Source organism: Streptomyces sp. NPDC017890 (assembly GCF_044328675.1).
Taxonomy (GTDB): domain Bacteria; phylum Actinomycetota; class Actinomycetes; order Streptomycetales; family Streptomycetaceae; genus Streptomyces.
On the sequence record NZ_JBIRHU010000005.1, the window covers coordinates 295,912 to 315,049 of the forward strand.

Genomic DNA, 19,138 nt, shown 5'->3' on the forward strand with positions numbered 1-19,138 from the left:
CGCCCTCATCCGCCTTGCGGCGGCACGCACCAGACCCCGCTCGGGTCGGTGGCCAGACACCGTTGCCCGGGTTCCGCCTGATCCGAACGACACCCCCCCAGCCGCTCCAGCAGCCACCCGTGGAACACCCGGATGCGGTGCTCGGTCGGCACCAGGACCCCGCCCGCACGGTAAGGCCCGGGACGACATGGCCGGCTGGGTCCGCTCGCAGGATTCGAAGTCCTGGGTGTTGACCCGGTGGAACGGCTCCACCGACCGTGACAGGTCCGCCCCCGACGCCACGACGTCCGGGGAGTACAGCCAGTCGCACTCGACGACCGTTCGGTCCTCGGCGAGCGGGAACATGCAGATCTCCGGGTGGGTGTAGCAGTGGCCCGGAAGGGTCGCGATGAGGCGGGGGGACAGGGGAGTGGTCGTCACGTGCGTGCTCCTCGGGCGGGCGCGGCGGTGGGGGTCGCCCCGCTCGGACGAAGCCGGGGGCGGGCGGGGTCGAAGAGACCGATGGGGTGGGCGGTGGTACCGGTCAGTGCCAGGTCGGCGAGGATCTCGCCGACCACGGGCACGAACTTGAAGCCGTGCCCCGAGAAACCGCCGGCCACAGTCACCGATCCGGGGTGCCAGGGGTGCCGGGCGATGACGAAGTGCTCGTCCGGGGTGGTGGTGTACATGCAGGTCGCGGCCTTGAGGAAGGTTCCGGGCAGATCGGGGACGCGGCCCGACATGTGATCGGCCATCGCCTCCACCTCGTGGTCGTGGACCGTACGGTCGATGGTCTCCGGGGTGGTGGCCCGCCCCTTGCGGAAGAAGGCGACCTTGGCTCCGTGGTCGGGGCCGTCGATGGCCGGGAATCCGTAGACCTGGACGCCGGCCGCGTCCTCCCAGACGTAGATCGGATGGTGGGCGGGGAGGAAGGGCCGGATGCCGTTCCGCGGCTGGAACCAGTACATGACCTGCCGCTCGACCGTGAACGGCACCCCCAGGTCGGTGAGCAGCCGCGGTGCCCACGCGCCCGGGCAGATCACCAGCTGGGAGGCGGTGTAGGTGTTCTCGGCGGTGTGCACGCGGACGCCGTCCCGGTACGGCTCCCAGCGGGTCATCGGCTCGTCGAAGTGCAGCTCGGCGCTCTGCCGGGTGGCGAGCTGGAGGTGGGCGGCGACGGTGTTCTCGGGACGCAGCAGACCGGCCTTGGCCTCGTACAGCGCGACCTCGTCGTCCTGCGGGGAGAGCGTGGGGAACCGGCGACGGATCTCCCGGGCGTCCAGCATCTCGTGCGGCAGGTCCCACTCGCGTGCCGAGCGCAGCGAGCCGGATACGGGCCAGGAGTCGGGGCGGCCGACCATCACTCCGCCGCACAGCAGGGCGATCTCCCGGCCGGTGGCCCGCTCCACCTCCTCGTACAGCTCGTAGGCGCGCAGCAGCAGGGGTACGTACGCCGGGTCCTCGAAGTACGACTGCCGGGTGATCCGGGAACCGCCGTGGCTGGAGCCGCGGTTGTGCACCGGGCCGAACTTCTCCAGGCCCAGCACGCGGGCGCCCCGCGCGGACAGGTGATGGGCGGCTGCGCTGCCCATGCCGCCGAGACCGATGACGATCACGTCGTAGGTGGGGGACAACGGGGGCCTCCTGGGGGCCGGGGCGTCCTAGCGGCGGACACGGGTCACCTTCGGGTCGAACAGCGGCTCGTCGCCGACCGTGGCAGGCACCTCTTCGCCGAAGCCGGCCCGCTCACCCAGGGTGTGCCGGCACCCGGCCGTTCAGCCGTGTGACAACTGCCCCGCGCCGCCCCGTCGGCGTATCCGCTCCTGGGTCCGCTCCGCGGACCGGGCCTGCCGCCTGGCCCGGCGACGCTCGCGCCGCATGGCCCGCGCGGTGCTGCTCGGCATCGACACCACGCCGTGCCGCTGGTGCCAGATCTGCCGCGTCACCCAGACGTCCAGCACGCCCCACGTGGCCACCACCGTGCCCGCCACGCTGCCGATCACCATGGGGAACGCCAGCCAGGATCCCGCCATGGTGCACAGGAAGGCCACCATGGCCATGATCAACGTAACGGCGACGACCAGTACCGCGCGTACGGCCGCCGTACGCACCGGATCCGGCAGGCGACGCCGCCGCGCGGGCTCCTCCGTCCACAACGGCCGGTAGGCCGACTGCTGCTCCCGTTCTTCCGGCCGGCCCGACTGCGCCGGCCGCTCACCCGCCGACGTGTCCGGCCCGGCCGCCGGAATGTCACCATCCGGCACCTCGGGGGCCGAGCGGGCCGTCAACTCGACCGCACCGCCCTCCTCCGGCGCCATGCGCCGCTCCGCCGTGCCCATCAACATGTCACTCCCCACCGCCAGCAGACAGCTCTCCCGTGTACGAAGCACGGCTCCCCTCTGGCTGCCCGGCTTGCGCTGCTTTACGCCGCCCGGGGGCGGCATGCGGCTCCTGCGGCCGATTCCGCCTCCATTTCCCGTAGTGAAGGACGAACGACGGGCCGCCAGGATTCCCGGAAATCCCACGCAGGCGAAAAATTTCGGCCAATCCGCCCGCCACGCCGGGAGGAAGCAACTTGCCGCCCGCCACCGGATTCCGGGAGGCAATCTCCCCCAATGACCGGACAACTGACCATCGTCGGCCGCCGGTGCGGAGGTACGGCCTCCGGACGGGTCTTCGAGTTGGCTGCGCGTGAGTAGTAGGCTCGCGCCGTTTGTTGACGTACATGCGCACCCCCTGCCGGTGGGGGTCGAGCTGGGGGAGGACATGCGCTTTCGCGGGAAGTCGATCCGCCGGAAGATCGTGGCGCTGCTTCTCGTGCCGCTGGTGTCCCTGACCGCGATCTGGGCCTTCGCCACGGTGCTCACGGGACGCGAGGCGAGCAGGCTGTTGAGCGTCTCGACCGTCGTCGAGGAGATCGGCTACCCGGTCGAGGACACCGTCCGCGTCCTCCAGCAGGAACGCCGTCAGACCCTCGTCCACCTCGCCGACCCGCGCGCCTCCGACGGGCTCTCCGCCCTGCAGCGCAGCCGCGCCGCCACCGACGAGGCCCTCGCCGAGATCCGCCGCAACGCCGCGGACACCGACGTACGCGACGCGCTGGGCCAGGCCGAGGAGGAACGGCTCACCGCCGTACTGGACGCCTTCGACGGCATCGGGTCGCTGCGCCGCAGCGTGGAGGACGGCACTGTCGACCGCGCGCAGGCGCTCGGCCTGTACAACCGGCTGGTCGACCCTTGCCACGAACTGCTCGCCAACCTGCACGTCGTCGACAACGTGGGCCTGGACAAGCAGTACCGCGCACTCGTCAACGTCTCCCGCGCCCGCGAACTGCTCTCCCGCGAGGACGCCCTCCTCGGCTCCGCCCTCGTCACCGGCCGGCTCACCCGCGGCGAAGTACGGGACGTCTCCGACCTCGTGGCGCAGCGCACCATGATGTACGACATCAACCTCCCCCTGCTGCCCGCCGCCGAACGCGGGCGGTACCAGCGCTTCTGGAAGAACGCCTCCTCCGCCCCCCTGCGGGTCGCCGAGGAAGCGGCCGTCTCCACCGAGTCCGGCACGCCGCGCCACGTCACCGCCAAGAGCTGGGACACCGCCGCCGGCAGCGTGCTCGACGAACTCGGCGCCCTCGACGACCACGCCGCCGACCGCTACCAGGACCGTGTCGACCCGGTCGCGACGAACGTCATCGCCAAGGTGGTCGTCGCCGGCGCGCTCGGCCTGATCGCCCTGCTGTACTCCCTCTTCCTGTCCGTACGTGTCGGCCGCTCCCTCATCCGCGACCTCAGGCAGCTGCGCCTGGAGGCCCACGAAGCGTCCGGCGTACGGCTGCCCAGCGTGATGCGCCGCCTCTCGGCCGGCGAACAGGTGGACGTGGAGACCGAGGTACCGCGCCTGGAGTACGACAGGAACGAGATGGGCGAGGTCGGCCAGGCCCTGAACACCCTCCAGCGGGCCGCGGTGGAAGCCGCAGTCAAACAGGCCGAACTCCGCGCCGGCGTCTCCGAGGTGTTCGTCAACCTCGCGCGCCGCAGCCAGGTGCTGCTGCACAAGCAGCTCACCCTGCTCGACGCCATGGAGCGCCGCACCGAGGACACCGAGGAACTCGCCGACCTGTTCCGCCTGGACCACCTGACCACCCGTATGCGCCGGCACGCCGAGGGCCTGGTCATCCTCTCCGGCGCCGCCCCGTCCAGGCAGTGGCGCAAACCCGTTCAGCTCATGGACGTGGTGCGTGCCGCGGTCGCCGAGGTCGAGGACTACGAGCGCATCGAGGTCCGCCGGCTGCCCCGGATCGCCGTCACCGGACCGGCGGTCGCCGACCTCACTCACCTCGTGGCCGAACTCCTCGAGAACGCCACGGTGTTCTCGCCGCCGCACACCGCGGTGCAGGTCCTCGGCGACCGCGTCGCCAACGGCTTCACCCTCGAGATCCACGACCGCGGCCTCGGCATGGCGGCCGACGCCCTTCTCGACGCCAACCTCAGGCTCGCCGAAACACCGGAGTTCGAGCTCTCCGACACCGACCGGCTCGGTCTCTTCGTCGTCAGCCGGCTCGCCCAGCGGCAGAACGTCCGGGTGTCCCTGCAGCCTTCGCCGTACGGCGGCACCACCGCGGTCGTCTTCGTGCCCGACGCGCTGCTCACGGACGACGCCCCGGACACCAACGGCGTCGGATTCCGTCTCGACCGCCCTCAGCACGTCAAGGAGAAGGAGAGGGCGGAGAGCCGCCGTCCCGCTCTCTCCCACGTGCCCGCACGGCTGCCGGACCGGCCGGTGCCGCCGCTGGACGGCCCGGTCGAACTGGAGGCGCCCGTCGACCTGGACGCCCTCGACGATCTGCCGGGCGCGCTCGGCGACCAGGACAGCGAACGGGGCGGCCTGTTCCGCCCGCACCGCTCCCTCGCCGCGGCGGACGACGCCCCGGTGGCCCGCGGCACCGAACGACGAGGTCAGAAGCCCTCAAGCGAAGGGGAGTCGCCCCGGAACGAGGACGGGACGAGCGCGCCGGTCGCGCTGCCCCGCCGCCGCCGGGCCCCCAAGCTGGTCAGTTCGCACGGGCGTCCGGTCTCCGACCGAGCCGCCCGGGAATCCGCGGACGACGCGGCTCAGGCGGACGCGGAGCGCACGGGAGCCCGCACAGGTCCCCAGGCCCGAGCCGGTGAGCCGCCCGCGCTGCCGGCCCGCCGCCGTCGCGACGACCGCACCGACGCCCGAATCGACGACCGCTCAGACGGAGCCACCGGCGACCGCTCAGACGGAGCCACCGGCGACCGCTCCGAGGGAGCCACCGGCGACCGCTCCGAGGGAGCCGCCGGCGGTCGTGACGCAGGCCGTACGGATTCCGACGCGCTGCCGTCCCTCCCGGCTCGCCGCCGCGGCGCGTCCCCCGCGCGCGGGGGACGCGCCTCCGGTGACGGCGAGGCCCGCACGCGGCCCGCCGACCGCACCGGCGTCCTGAGGGAAACCCCGGACGCCTCCGAACCCGGTACGGGCACGCTGCCCCGGCGAGTACGGCAGGCCAGCCTGGCACCCCAGCTCAGACAGAGCTCCGAACCGTCCGCAGAGGACCGCTCGAACCCCGCCGACCGGGACGCCGAGCAAGTGCGCAGCCGCATGGCCTCGCTCCAGCGCGGCTGGCAGCGCGGCCGCAGGGAGAACGCCGCGGGTGACGACGTCCCCGGCGGCACAGCACCACAAGCACCACAAGCACCACGAGGAACGACTAAGGGGGACGGTCGATGACCGCACCGAAGGCGACCGGCCACACCGCGACCAAGTCCGGGGAGCTCAACTGGCTCCTCGACGACCTGGTGGACCGTGTCACGAGCATCCGCAAGGCCGTCGTCCTGTCCGGCGACGGTCTGGCGACCGGGGCTTCCAAGGACCTGACCAGGGAGGACAGCGAGCACCTGGCCGCCGTGGCGTCCGGTTTCCACAGTCTCGCCAAGGGCGTGGGCCGCCACTTCGAGGCAGGCAGCGTCCGGCAGACGGTCGTCGAACTCGACGACGCCTTCCTGTTCGTCACCGCCGCCGGCGACGGCAGCTGCCTCGCCGTCCTGTCGGACGCCGACTCCGACGTCGGCCAGGTCGCGTACGAGATGACCCTCCTCGTCAAGCGGGTCGGCGTGCACCTGGGCACCGCTCCGCGCACCGATCTGCCCTCGGGCGGGTAAGTGGGATGACATGAGCGCAGACGGTCAGGGAAGTAACCACTGGTTCGACGACGAGGCCGGGCCCGTCGTCCGTCCGTACGCCATGACGCGCGGCCGCACCACCAGCGCGGCCCAGCACCGCCTCGACCTGATCGCGGTGGTGGTCACGGAGCTCCACGCGGACGATCCGGAGGCGGACGTCACGCTCTCCCCGGAGCACGTGGACATCGTCGGACTGTGCCGGGACACCCCGCAGTCGGTCGCCGAACTCGCCGCCGAACTCGACCTGCCCATCGGGGTCGTACGGGTCCTGGTCGGAGATCTCGTGGACGCCGAACTCGTCCACGTAAACCGGCCCGTGCCCCCGGCCGAGCTGCCGGACGAGAACATCCTGCGCGACGTGATCAGCGGGTTGAGGGCACTGTGAACAGGCCTCCGGGCAGGGCAAGCGGCACGTTAAGGAGAAGAGATCGATGATCTTCGGGCGTTCTCAGCGGGGCAAAGCGCCGGTCGAGCCCGTCACGCTCAAGATCCTGGTGGCCGGCGGTTTCGGTGTCGGCAAGACCACTCTTGTCGGCGCGGTCAGTGAGATACGACCGCTGCGCACGGAGGAACTGCTCACCGAGGCCGGGCGGCCCGTCGACGACGTCAGCGGGGTGGAGGGCAAGCACACCACCACGGTCGCCATGGACTTCGGGCGGATCACCCTGCGCGAGGACCTGGTCCTCTACCTCTTCGGCACGCCCGGTCAGGAACGGTTCTGGTTCATGTGGGACGAGCTCTCCGAGGGCGCGCTCGGTGCCGTCGTCCTGGCCGACACCCGCCGCCTCGAGGACTGCTTCGCCGCCGTCGACTACTTCGAGCGCCGCTCCATCCCGTTCCTGGTCGGCGTCAACTGCTTCGAGGGATCGGCCCGCTACCCGGCGGACACCGTTCGCCAGGCCCTCGACCTCGACGCCGGCGTGCCCCTGGTGATGTGCGACGCCCGTGACCGGGAGTCGGTCAAGGAGACGCTCATCGGCGTGGTCCAGCACGCCATGGCCCAGGCGGCGGACCGCCGCCGGGTCGTCACGACCTGACGGCCGGGGGCACGGAAACGATACCCACGCGCGCGTGCCCCCGGCTCTGCCCGGCGCCTACCCGTCCCCGTCCTCCAGCCAGCCGCAGCCCTACTCCACCGCCCCGCGCCAGTCGCGGCACTCCCGGTCCCGCACCGACGCCTCCATGACGGGCGCCCACTCGACGTCCCGCTGCTGCCAGTGCGCCTCGAGCTCGTCGAGGGCAGAGGACCGCGCCGAAGAGGACGAGGATCGCCGTACCGACGATCTCGCCTACGAGGATGTCTCCACGGGGCCGCGCGCGTCCGCCGGCGGCCCCCGTCGCGACCGCGCCCCGACGGAACGCACCGCACCGGTGACCCGCCGCGCGGGCATCACCCACCACACGCGCTGCACCACCCACCACACGCGCTGCACCACCCACCACACGCGCTGCACCACCCACCACGCGCGCGTGCCCCATCGCCCACCACGCGCGCGCTCAACGAACCGCGCGCCCCGGGGCACCCGCGGCGGCGGCCCCGCTCACCCCGTCGGCGCCGTAGTCCGTTCCGAGCCGCGCCGGACCTCGTGCCCGTGCACGCCCGTCCGGCCCAGCACCCAACTCGCCCCGTGCAAGGCCTTCGCGGCCCTTTTCAGCGGGGCCAGACAGGCCGCCGCCTGTCGGTGGTCCGGCACGCCGCCCGGCGGGCACAGGACCGTCGCCAAGGAAAGTGTCACGGGCCGCCCGCCGGCGGACCACGGCACGTCCAGCACGGAGGTGGCCAGCGGATCCAGCCCTTCCGGATCCGTGAGCACCAGGAAGTCGTCACCGCCGATGTGCCCCACGCGCGTGGAGCCCGCCGCAGTCTGCAGCAGCGCTCGCCCGATGGCCCGGATCAGGTCATCGCCCGCCGCGAAGCCGGCCCCGTCGTTGACCTGCTTGAAGTGGTCCACGTCGAGCCAGCTCAGCGCGAACGCCCGCCCGTCCGCGATCCGCCGGTCCACCTCGTCCGTGATCGCGTCCGAACCCGGCAGCCGCGTCAGCGGATTGAGCCCGGCCGCCTCCTCGACCCGGCTCTCGGCCAGCGCCCGCACAAGATCCGAGAGCCGTACCACGCCCACGCACCGCCCGCCCGTGTCGACCACGGCCACGTCGTCCGACGTACGGCCCGGGCCACCGACCGCCACCACGTCCAGCACCTCCCAGGCCGTCGCGTCGACACCCACCGTCCGCGGCACGTCACCGAGTTTCGCGGCGGGCCGGTCGGCGTACAGGGCATGCCCGTAGCGTGCCGACATCGACAGCAGGAAACGGGAGCGGTGCACCGACCGCACCGGAACCCCGTCCCGGTCCACGAGCAGCACCCCGGACACGTCGGGCGACCCGGTCAGCAGCGCCCGCACCTGCCCCGCCGAAGCCGTCGTGGGCAGCAACGCGGCCGGCCGCACGAACTGCCGTACCGACGGTCCCGAGCGCGGTGCCGGCCCGACGCCGGGGGAGCCGGGCGGAACGTACACGTCCGCCGCGGGTAACCGCGCCGGCGGCCCGAACAACTCACCCTGAGCCAACTGCGCCCCGGCCGACCGCGCGGCAGCGCACTGCGACTCCGTCTCCACGCCCTCGACGGACAGCAGTGCCCCCAACTCGTCGCACAGCACCCGCATCGCCCGTACGGCAGCAGGCCGCGCCAACAGCGACGCGTCGAGCTTCACCAGCTCCGGCGCCAGATCCGTCAGCAGCCGCAGCGGCGCGTCGCCGTCACCGACCCCGTCCGCGCAGATCCGGAATCCCTGGCCCCGCAACGCGGTCACCGCCTCCAGCAGGGCCTGACGCGGCACATGCGTGTACGGAGGACAGACGTCGACCGTCACCTCCCACGGCATCCGCCCCGCCTCACGTACGGCGCCGTGCAGCCCCTGCAGGCCACCGAGGTCGGCGAGCGTGCCCGCGAACACGTTCACGTGCAGCGGCAGCAACGTCTCCTTGCGGACCGCCGCACGGAACGCCGCCACCGCCAGCCGGCCGTCGAGCTCGGGGTCGCGACGAGCCTCCGCCAGGATGTCGCCGGTCTCCGGACGGACGAGTATCTCCAGCGCCGCGACCCCGCCGGTCACCAGATTGACCACCGGTTGGAAGGCGAAGCGGAGAGTGTCCGTCCAGGAGCGCACGGGAGCAGGATGACGCCGCCGGCAGCCCCACGGGCCCAGTTCACGCGACGTTCACGCAGCATTCCGACACGCTCACAGAGCGTACGCACCGTGAGCCGCCCACTTCCCCCGCGGAACCCGCACCTGATAGATGCAGGGAGCATGACACGATTCTCCACCGCGCTCCGCGGCCTGGCCACCACCCTCGCCGCCCTGCTCGCCGTCACGGCCGCCCCCGCCACCGCCCGGGCCGAGACGGAGCCGAGGGCTCCGAAGGACTTCGTGGCCCTGAGGAGCGTTGACCCGACGATCATCCAGGAGATGCGCTACCTCACCCCGCACAACTTCGTCGGCGAGCGCATCGACGGCTACCGGCAGCCCTTGTGCATCCTCACCCGCCCCGCCGCCGAGGCCCTCCACGAGGCCCAGACCCGGTTGCTGCGCCGGGGCTACTCCCTCAAGGTGTACGACTGCTACCGGCCGCAGCGCGCCGTCGACCACTTCGTCCGCTGGGCCGAGGACCTCGACGACCAGGACATGAAGGCCGAGTTCTACCCGGACGTCGACAAGACCCGTCTGTTCGCGGACGGTTACATCGCGGAGAAGTCCGGCCACAGTCGCGGCTCCACCGTCGACCTCACGATCGTGAAGCTCCCCGCGAAGCCCACCCGGCCGTATCATCCCGGGCAGCCCCTCGTGCCCTGCTTCGCCCCCCAGGGTGAGCGCTTCCCCGACAACTCCATCGACATGGGCACCGGCTACGACTGCTTCGACACCCGCTCACACACCCTCGACCCCCGCGTCCAGGGCGTCCAGCGGGCCAACCGGCTGCTGCTCAAGAACACCATGGAGGACGTCGGCCTGGTGAACCTCCCCGAGGAGTGGTGGCACTTCACGTACAAGCCCGAGCCCTACCCGGACACCTACTTCGACTTCCCGGTCTCCGTGAAATCCCTCGTCGGCCGCCACTGAGCCGCCTGCCGGAGCCGCCCCCTGCACGATCGGATACAGTCCGCCGCGTGTCCGAAACCGAAACCTCCGTTCCCAACTCCGCACCGGGCTCCCACTGTTCGAGCTGCGGAACGCCCTACGGAGAGGGCGTCTCCGGCTGGCCCCGCACCTGCCCCGCGTGCGGCACCGCGGCCTACCGCAACCCGCTGCCGGTCGCGGTAGCCCTCCAGCCCGTGTACGACACACGGGGCACCGCCCTGGTCGTCATCACCCGCACCGTGACCCCCGCGCGCGGGGGCGTCGCACTGCCCGGCGGCTACGTCGACGACCGGGAGGACTGGCGGCAGGCGGTCGTCCGCGAGCTCAAGGAGGAGACGGGCATCGACGCCGCGAGCCGCGACGTACGGCTCGCCGACGCCATGAGCTCGCCCGACGGCCACCTGCTGCTCTTCGGGCTCCTCCCCGAGCGGCCGGCCGAGAGCCTCCCGTCGTCCGTCGCCACGAACGAGACCGAGGGATGGCACCTGCTGCGCAGGTCGGAGGAGCTGGCCTTCCCCCTTCACACCCGCGCCGTGCGGGCCTGGTTCGAGGGCCGCTACATCTGAGCCGAGCGCTCCTCGAGTCCACGGACCCGCACCGGGCGGGACGGCTCGCTCACGCTGTCCTCGCCCTCCCGCTCCACGACGACCCGCCGCGCCTCCCAGCGGGACACGTACCGCTCGATCTCCGGTTCCACCCAGCCGTCGCCCGCGTCCGGCACGACCAGCCCGCCGCCGGTCCGCCCCCGCGCGGGCGCCCACACCTCCAGCTCCGTCCCACCGCCCTCCCCTCGCACCGGAAGCACGGCTCCCGCGCGCGCGAACACCGGAATCCGCCCCAGAGGAGCATCGACGAGAACCTGCGCGGGCCCTTCGTACGCCCGCTCCGTCACCATGTCGTACCAGCGCCCCCGCGGCAGCTGCACGGCCCGCCGGTCCGCCCCCGGATCGAGCACCGGAGCCACCAGCAGACAGTCACCCAGCAGAAAGGCGTCCTCGCAGTCCCGCAACGCCCGCTCCTCCGGTGCCGACCACCACAGCGGACGCACATACGGCGCGCCCGTACGCCGGGCCAGATGCGCCAGCGTCACGAAGTAGGGCATCAACCGCCGTCGCTCGACGAGCGCCACCCGAGCGTGCTCCAGTACCTCGGCACCCAACGCCCACGGCTCCCCGCTCCCCGCCCGTGACCCCCCGCGCGTACGGAACAGCGGCAGATAGGCGGCCAGCTGGAGCCACCGCACATACAGCTCCGGCGACCGACTCCCGCCGGCCCCGCCCACATCCGGCCCCGAGTACGGCACTCCGCACAGCCCGAGCCCCATCACCAGCGCCAGCGACGCCCGCAGCCCGGGCCAGTCGGCGGCCACCTCACCGGACCACGTGCCGCCGTATCGCTGCATCCCCGCCCACCCGGATCGCGAGAGGATGAACGGCCGCTCCTCGGGCGCCAGGCTCCGCAGCCCCTCGTAACCGGCCCGGGCCATGCACAGCGCGTACACGTTGTGCGCCTCCCTGTGGTCACCACCCCCGCCCTCCAGGGAGTGCCGGGCCGAACGTGCCAGCGTCGACTCCCCGAACGCGGCCAACGAGGTGGGCTCGTCCCGGTCGTGCCAGAACCCGGCGAACCCCCGCCCCAGCCGCTCCTCGTAGAGCCCGCCCCACCACTCACGCACACGCGCGCGCGTGAAGTCCGGGAAGACCACGTCCCCGGGCCACGCCACTCCCCGGGCGACCGGACCCGAGGCGTCCCGTACGAACACGTCCTCGCTCGACCCGCTGTCGTACACGGCGTTGCCGGACGCGGCAGGGACCGCGGGGCCCACGACCGACACCAGCCGGATCCCGTCCCGCCGCAGCTCCTCGGCGAGGACGGACAGCTTGGGAAACCGCTCCTCGTCCACGGTGAACACCTGATGGGCGTCCAGGTGGCCCATGTCCAGATGTACGGCGTCGAGCGGGAGGTCACGCTCCTGGTATCCGGCGACGATCCGCCGCACCTCCTGCTCGTCGCCGAGACCCGACCGCACGTGATGGTGACCGAGTGCCCACGCGGGCGGCAGCGCCGACGCCCCGGTGAGCGACGCCCAGGCGAGCAGCACGCGCGCGGGGGTACCCACCGTCACCCAGCACCGCAGCGGACCACCGTCCATCCGCAGCACACTCCGCCCCGGCCGGTCGTGCCCGGACCCCGACCCCTCCTCGCCCTCCCGCAATGCCACCGTGCCGTCCCACGAACTGTCGTGGAAAACCAGATGCGTCCCCGCGTCGGCCACCACCAGCTGCACCGGCATCGTGACGGACGACGGATCCTCCCGGTGAGAGTGGGCCGGACCCGAAGCCGTGTTCCACAGCCGGTACGTGCCCTTCCTCAGCCGAGGCCCCGCGGCCCGCCCGCCGAGCCCGAAGAACCGGGCGTCCGCCGCCACCTCCGACCGCTGTGTCCAGCGCGCCGCACCACCACCGACCGGCTCCCACCAGCGCGGCGGCAGCTCACGGCGCAGCACCACGCCGCCGGGCGTACGGACCTCGATCGCGCCGTGCCGGGACACCGCCACGGTCGCCCGCTCGGCCACCACCCGCCAGCCGCCGTCCTTGTCCGGCTCCAGCACCGCCCGCGGATCCGGCTCCGGGCAACGGCCCGTCAACGCGTACGACGGCTCCGGCCCGGCCCCGTCCCAGCCCCAGAACACGGCCCCGTTCACGGCGACGAGGACGCGCAGCTCCGAGCGGCTGAACCGGACGACACCGCCCCCGGGTCCGGGCACCACCTCCCGCATCTGCCCCGGCACCCGCGCACGCTCCGCACCACGCGGCGGCAGTCCCGCGGCATCGGCACGCCGCCTGCGCCACGCCGCCCGTACGGTACGCAACCCCTGCGCCGCCCCCGCGGAACCGACCGATTTCACCGAACGCACCAGGTCACGACCGTCCATGCTGCTCACCCTGCCATCGACGGCCTCCCGCCCGGGGGTCGTTCAACTGCCGTTCACCCGTGACCGGACCACATCTTCACGATGCCGACTATGTGGGGCGTGCCCTGGTGCGTAAATCGATCACGTGGCATCGTCCGTGTCAGCCGCGTCACGCGCACACCCCAGCCCGTGCGCGGAGGACGCACACGACGCGCACAGTCCGGGAGCCGCCCCATGTCGACCGTGAACCCCCAGCCGCTCTGGCAGCCAGATCCGCAGCGCATCGCCCAGGCACGGATCACCAGGTTCCGGACCTGGGCAGCCGAGCACCACGGCGCCCCCGCCGAAGGCGGGTACGCAGCCTTGCACCGCTGGTCCGTCGACGAGCCGGCCACCTTCTGGGAAGCCGTCGCGGAGTGGTTCGACGTACGCTTCTCGACCCCCTACGCGCGCGTACTGGGCGACCGCTCGATGCCCGGCGCCCAGTGGTTCCCCGGCGCCGCCCTCAACTACGCCGAGCACGCCCTGCGCGCGGCGGCCACCCGCGCGGACGAACCGGCCCTCCTGTACGTCGACGAGACCCACGAACCGAGCCCCGTCACCTGGGCCGAGCTGCGCCGCCAGGTCGGCTCGCTCGCCGCCGAACTGCGCGCCCTCGGCGTACGCCCCGGCGACCGCGTCAGCGGTTACCTGCCGAACATCCCGCAGGCCGTGGTCGCCTTCCTCGCGACCGCCGCCGTGGGCGGCGTCTGGACCTCCTGCGCCCCCGACTTCGGCGCCCGCAGCGTCCTGGACCGCTTCCAGCAGGTCGAACCGGTCGTCCTGTTCACCGTCGACGGCTACCGCTACGGCGGCAAGGAACACGACCGCCGCGACACGGTCGCCGAACTGCGCCGCGAACTGCCCACCGTGCGCGCCGTGGTCCACATCCCGCTCCTCGGCACGGAGACCCCCGAGGACGCGCTGGAATGGGCGACGCTGACGGCCTCGGACATGGACCCCGTCTTCGAGCAGGTGCCCTTCGACCACCCCCTGTGGGTGCTCTACTCCTCCGGCACCACCGGCCTGCCCAAGGCCATCGTCCAGTCCCAGGGCGGCATCCTGGTCGAGCACCTCAAACAGCTCGGCCTGCACTGCGACCTCGGCCCCGAGGACCGCTTCTTCTGGTACACGTCGACCGGCTGGATGATGTGGAACTTCCTCGTCTCCGGCCTGCTCACCGGCACCACGATCGTCCTCTACGACGGCAGCCCCGGCTACCCGGACACCGGCGCCCAGTGGCGAATCGCCGAACGCACGGGGGCCACCCTCTTCGGCACCTCCGCCGCCTATGTCATGGCCTGCCGCAAGGCCGGCGTGCACCCCGCCCGCGACCACGACCTCTCCGGGGTCAAGTGCGTCGCAACCACCGGCTCACCGCTCCCGCCCGACGGCTTCCGCTGGCTGCACGACGAGTTCGCGCAGAGCGGGGCGGACCTGTGGATCGCCTCCGTCAGCGGCGGCACCGACGTGTGCTCCTGCTTCGCGGGCGCCGTCCCCACCCTGCCGGTGTACATCGGCGAACTCCAGGCCCCCGGCCTCGGCACCGACCTCCAGTCCTGGGACCCGAACGGCAACCCCCTCACCGACGAGGTCGGCGAACTGGTCGTCACCAACCCCATGCCCTCGATGCCGATCCGCTTCTGGAACGACCCCGACGGCAGCCGCTACCACGACAGCTACTTCGACACCTACCCCGGCGTCTGGCGGCACGGCGACTGGATCACCCTCACCTCCCGCGGCTCCGTCGTCATCCACGGCCGTTCCGACTCCACCCTCAACCGGCAGGGCGTCCGCATGGGCTCGGCCGACATCTACGAGGCCGTCGAGCGCCTCCCCGAGATCAGGGAATCCCTCGTCATCGGCGTCGAACAGCCCGACGGCGGCTACTGGATGCCCCTGTTCGTGCACCTGGCCCCCGGAGCCGTACTCGACGAAGCCCTTCTGTCCCGCATCAAGCGGACCATCCGCGAACAGCTGTCCCCGCGCCACGTCCCCGACGAGGTCATCGAGGTGCCCGGCATTCCGCACACCCTGACCGGCAAACGCATCGAGGTCCCGGTCAAGCGCCTCCTCCAGGGCACCCCGCTGGAGAAGGCCGTCAACCCCGGCTCCATCGACAACCTCGACCTGCTCCATTTCTACGAAGACCTCGCCCGCAAACGCACCTGACCAGGCCATCGACGAGCCGGCCACTCAGAACGGCCGTCGGCTCACGACGCCCGCCCGACGCTGTTGTCAGTGCCGCCGGTTACTGTGAGTGAGCATTGATCGACTGCGCACAGGGGGAAACATGGCGCACACCGACCAGACCGAGCGACGCGACCTGCACCGGGAAATCGCCGGCACCATCGGACTGCTCACCGACGAACACGACTTCCGCGCCATGAGGCGCTACCGCAGCTTCACCTTCGACGATCACGCCGCCTATCTCCACCAGGTGGAAGCCCTGCTCAGGTCACGCGCCTCCCAGGGCACCCACACCACCGTCGCCCTCTTCGACCCGGAGGAATACGCCGACTTCTGCTCGGCGTCGGGACTCGACCCCGACGCCGCCGCCAGCCGCACCCGGTTCACCGCCGAACTCGCCGCCAGCGGCCCCACCGTCCCGTACGAGGGCCAGCCACTGGCCGACCTCCTCCCGGACCTCGTCGACGAAGCCGTACGCCAGGCCACCTGGGAGTACGCGTCCACCCTGCTCGCCCGCCTCGGCAGCTGCGCCACCTGCGGCGAGGATCTCGGCCGAGCCGCCTTCATCCGGGCCACGCGCCTCCTTCTCCGCGTCCTCGAAACGGCTCCACCGGGTGACCGGCACCTGGTCTGCAGCGTCTCGGGCTCCCCGGAAACCCTTGTCTCCGTCCTCCATGCCGACGAGGACCTCGACGGCGCCCCGCACGTCGACGAGGCCGAGGCCCTGGAATTCACGAGCGTCCTCGCCCTCGGCCTGGCCACCCACAGTCCCGGCGGCCTCGTCATGCGCGTCAGCACCCCGGGAGGCGCCGACCACATCCACGGCTGGCGCCTGCGGGGGTACGGCCTCGAACCCCTCACCGCCGGTGAGGTCTTCGACGCCTACTGCACCGACGCCGAATCCGGCGACCTCATCTCCCCGGAATCCAACGTCGACTACTGCGCGCCTCCGGACCTCGGAGACGACCACCTGCCACCGGGACACCACCACTGAACGCGTGCGGGGCGCTCCACCCGAAGGTGGAACGCCCCGCACCACACCGACTGCGGTGGTCTCGTCCGGCCTCTACTCGCCCGACAGCACCGCCTGAGCGGCGTTCCGCGCCTCATCGGCGCTGTCCGCCGCCCGGGCGGCCGCCGCCGCACGCTCGCACTGCGCCAGCGTGAACTTCGCCAACGTCGCCCGGACGTAGGGAAGAGACGCCGCGCCCATGGAGAGGGAGGTGACGCCCAGACCAGTCAGCACACACGCCAGCAGCGGGTCCGACGCGGCTTCACCGCAGACTCCGCAGCTCTTGCCCTCGGCCTGCGCCGCCTCGGCGGACAGCGCGACCAGGTCGAGCAGCGCCGGCTGCCACGGGTCCTGCAGCCGGGACACCGCGCCCACCTGCCGGTCGGCCGCGAAGGTGTACTGAGCGAGGTCGTTCGTCCCCAGCGACAGGAACTCGACCTCCTGCAGCACCGAGCGCGCCCGAAGCGCGGCTGACGGGATCTCCACCATCGCACCGAACTTCGCCCGCAGCCCGGCCTCACGGCACGCGTCCGCGAACGCCTTGGCGTCGGCCCGGTCCGCCACCATCGGGGCCATGACCTCGAGGTAGACGGGCAGCCCCTCTGCCGCCTTCGCCAGCGCCGTCAGCTGAGTGCGCAGCACATCCGGGTGGTCGAGCAGCGTCCGCAGACCACGCACGCCCAACGCCGGGTTCGGCTCATCACCGGGGGTCAGGAAATCCAGCGGCTTGTCCGCGCCGGCGTCCAGCACCCGCACGACGACCCGTCCCTCGGGGAAGGCCTCCAACACCTGCCGGTAGGCGGCGACCTGCTTCTCTTCGGACGGCGCCTTCGCGCTGTCGTCGAGGAAGAGGAACTCGGTACGGAAGAGACCGACACCCTCCGCCCCGGCCGCTACCGCCGCGGGCACGTCCGCGGGACCGCCGATGTTCGCGAGCAGCGGCACCTTGTGACCGTCCGAGGTCGCACCCGGCCCCGTCGACGCTGCCAGCGCAGCCTTGCGCTCGGCCGCCTCCGCGGCCAGCCGCGCCTTCTTCTCCTCACTGGGCTTCACGAAGATCTCGCCGGTGCTGCCGTCGACGGCGACAACCGTGCCCTCGGGCAGTTCCCCGGCGCCAGGAAGCGCCACCACGGCCGGCACACCGAGTGCCCGCGCGAGGATCGCACTGTGACTGGTCGGCCCGCCCTCCTCGGTGACGAAACCGAGAACCAGCGTCGGGTCCAGCAGCGCCGTGTCCGCAGGCGCCAGATCCCGCGCGATGAGCACGTACGGCTCGTCGCTGTCCGGGACGCCCGGCATCGGCACCCCGAGCAGACGGGCGACGATACGATTCCGCACATCGTCGAGATCGGCCACGCGGCCGGCCAGGTACTCACCGGCACCGGCCAGCAGAGCGCGGTACGCGGCGAAGGCGTCGTACACCGCGCGCTCGGCCGTGCTGCCGACGGCGATCCGCCGGTCCACGTCGGCCATCAGCTCGGGGTCCTGGGCCATCATGGCCTGAGCCTCGAGCACTGCCTGGGCTTCGCCCCCCGCCAGATTGCCGCGTGCCATCAGATCGGCCGCCACAGCCTCTACGGCCTTGCGGGCGCGCCCCTGCTCACGCTCCGCGTCCTCGGCCGGAATCTGCTTGGCCGGCGGCTCGAGCACCGCCGTGCCCATGTGCCGAACCTCGCCGATCGCCACGCCGTGGCTCACACCGACGCCTCGCAGCGTTGTCTCCATCTCACCCGTCCCGATAGTGCGGCGGGTCCCGCCGCCGCGGTGGTTGTCCTACCAGCCGTCATACGACGGCGCCGACGTCACTTCCAGAGGAAGAGACTCTCGCCGGCCTTCACTTCGCCGTCCTCACGGAGATCGGTGAGGGCCTCGGCCGTCGCCTCCAGGGCCACGACCGGACAGACCGGCGACTTGCCCGCGGCCTCGACGGCGGCAGGGTCCCAGCGGACGACGCCCTGCCCACGCACGACGGTGTCGCCCTTGTTCACCAGCAGCTCGAAACCCTCACCGTTGAGCTGCACGGTGTCGATGCCCAGATGAGTCAGCACACCGTGCCCGCTGTCGTCGACCACGACGAAGGCGTGCGGGTGCAGGGACACGATGACCCCGTCCACGGGGGCGATCGCCACGGACGGCTCCCGTACGGGGTCGATGGCGGTACCCGGACCGACCATGGCCCCGGAGAAGACGGGGTCCGGCACAGCGGCCAGTCCGATGGCACGTCCTGAGAGCGGGGACGAGACGGTGGTCATGGGAAGCCTCCCGGGGGCGGTGATCTGTACGGGCCGTCACTGCCTGTCCCGGACGGCGCACTGAGCAGCAGCGTATGTCATAGGAAGTACCGGTTCCGCATGAGTGTTCCGATTAGAGGTCTAGACCACAGTCCCCACGGATTTGCACCCGTTCCACGGCTCCGTGTACAGTCGTTACTCCTGCTTGAGGTTGAGCGATGCGAAGCATGGCGTCCTGGCTCGAGCAGTACCCAACTCATCAGATCCTATCGCTGGATCACCCTCTGCGTGCTCGCAGGACGGTGGTCAGAAGCACCAGGAAAGCCTGGTAGTGTTGGAAACACCGAAGGGAAGCGCCCGGAGGAAAGCCTGAGAGAGTCTCTCGGGTGAGTACAAAGGAAGCGTCCGTTCCTTGAGAACTCAACAGCGTGCCAAAA

Annotated in this window: 14 protein-coding genes and 1 pseudogene; 8 read left to right on the top strand and 7 right to left on the bottom strand. The window is 71.8% G+C overall.

The genetic code is table 11. The features are described from left to right. Positions 1-5 precede the first annotated feature (5 nt). From ACH4F2_RS09345 to ACH4F2_RS09355, 3 genes and pseudogenes are all read right to left on the bottom strand, one after another. A pseudogene (locus ACH4F2_RS09345) lies at positions 6-429 on the bottom strand (SRPBCC family protein); the annotation flags it as partial. Then, positions 417-1,613, bottom strand: coding sequence for an N-methyl-L-tryptophan oxidase (solA, locus tag ACH4F2_RS09350; RefSeq protein ID WP_398132080.1), 1,197 nt, complete (start codon positions 1,611-1,613; stop codon positions 417-419). The gene solA and the pseudogene ACH4F2_RS09345, both read right to left, overlap by 13 nt. Positions 1,614-1,754: 141 nt before the next feature. Next, positions 1,755-2,324 (bottom strand): hypothetical protein, encoded by a 570-nt coding sequence (locus ACH4F2_RS09355; protein ID WP_398132081.1) that lies wholly within the window; start codon positions 2,322-2,324, stop codon positions 1,755-1,757. Between the two features lie 421 nt (positions 2,325-2,745). Between ACH4F2_RS09355 and ACH4F2_RS09360 the strand changes: the two genes are divergently transcribed. The 4 genes from ACH4F2_RS09360 to ACH4F2_RS09375 are packed head-to-tail and all read left to right on the top strand — an operon-like array spanning position 2,746 to position 7,216. Beyond that, complete coding sequence (locus tag ACH4F2_RS09360) at positions 2,746-5,727, top strand: nitrate- and nitrite sensing domain-containing protein (RefSeq protein WP_398132082.1); 2,982 nt, start codon at positions 2,746-2,748, stop codon at positions 5,725-5,727. After that, the gene (locus ACH4F2_RS09365) at positions 5,724-6,158 is read left to right on the top strand and encodes a roadblock/LC7 domain-containing protein (protein WP_398132083.1); all 435 of its coding nucleotides are present in this window, start codon (positions 5,724-5,726) and stop codon (positions 6,156-6,158) included. The genes ACH4F2_RS09360 and ACH4F2_RS09365 overlap by 4 nt, the downstream gene beginning before the upstream one ends. 10 nt (positions 6,159-6,168) lie before the next feature. Beyond that, positions 6,169-6,564 carry a DUF742 domain-containing protein gene (locus ACH4F2_RS09370; RefSeq protein WP_398132084.1) on the top strand — a complete coding sequence of 132 codons (396 nt, stop codon included), beginning with the start codon at positions 6,169-6,171 and terminating at the stop codon, positions 6,562-6,564. Between the two features lie 46 nt (positions 6,565-6,610). Beyond that, on the top strand, positions 6,611-7,216 hold the full coding sequence (locus ACH4F2_RS09375; protein WP_398132085.1) for a GTP-binding protein: 606 nt from the start codon (positions 6,611-6,613) through the stop codon (positions 7,214-7,216). 504 nt (positions 7,217-7,720) lie between these two features. Here the strand turns inward: ACH4F2_RS09375 and ACH4F2_RS09380 are convergent. After that, entirely contained in the window at positions 7,721-9,346 is a 1,626-nt protein-coding gene (locus tag ACH4F2_RS09380) for a GGDEF domain-containing protein (protein ID WP_398132086.1), read from the bottom strand. 141 nt (positions 9,347-9,487) lie between these two features. Between ACH4F2_RS09380 and ACH4F2_RS09385 the strand changes: the two genes are divergently transcribed. Next, entirely contained in the window at positions 9,488-10,297 is an 810-nt protein-coding gene (locus ACH4F2_RS09385; RefSeq protein ID WP_398132087.1) for a M15 family metallopeptidase, read from the top strand. Positions 10,298-10,344: 47 nt separating this feature from the next. Beyond that, entirely contained in the window at positions 10,345-10,881 is a 537-nt protein-coding gene (locus ACH4F2_RS09390; RefSeq protein ID WP_398132088.1) for an NUDIX domain-containing protein, read from the top strand. Here ACH4F2_RS09390 and ACH4F2_RS09395 read toward each other — a convergent pair. Continuing rightward, positions 10,872-13,250 (bottom strand): glycoside hydrolase family 31 protein, encoded by a 2,379-nt coding sequence (locus ACH4F2_RS09395; protein WP_398132089.1) that lies wholly within the window; start codon positions 13,248-13,250, stop codon positions 10,872-10,874. The genes ACH4F2_RS09390 and ACH4F2_RS09395 overlap by 10 nt on opposite strands. Positions 13,251-13,463: 213 nt before the next feature. Between ACH4F2_RS09395 and ACH4F2_RS09400 the strand changes: the two genes are divergently transcribed. Further along, positions 13,464-15,440 (top strand): acetoacetate--CoA ligase, encoded by a 1,977-nt coding sequence (locus ACH4F2_RS09400; protein WP_398132090.1) that lies wholly within the window; start codon positions 13,464-13,466, stop codon positions 15,438-15,440. Between the two features lie 121 nt (positions 15,441-15,561). After that, positions 15,562-16,452, top strand: a complete 891-nt coding sequence (locus tag ACH4F2_RS09405; protein ID WP_398132091.1) for a hypothetical protein — start codon at positions 15,562-15,564, stop codon at positions 16,450-16,452. Positions 16,453-16,524: 72 nt separating this feature from the next. On the opposite strand, the gene ptsP is transcribed toward ACH4F2_RS09405, so the two are convergent. Both ptsP and ACH4F2_RS09415 read right to left on the bottom strand, forming a co-directional pair. Beyond that, entirely contained in the window at positions 16,525-18,195 is a 1,671-nt protein-coding gene (gene ptsP / locus ACH4F2_RS09410) for a phosphoenolpyruvate--protein phosphotransferase (protein ID WP_398132092.1), read from the bottom strand. A 77-nt stretch (positions 18,196-18,272) separates the two neighbouring features. Next, a complete protein-coding gene (locus ACH4F2_RS09415) occupies positions 18,273-18,722 on the bottom strand; it encodes a PTS glucose transporter subunit IIA (RefSeq protein WP_398132093.1) in 450 nt (149 codons plus the stop codon). Positions 18,723-19,138: the final 416 nt, after the last annotated feature.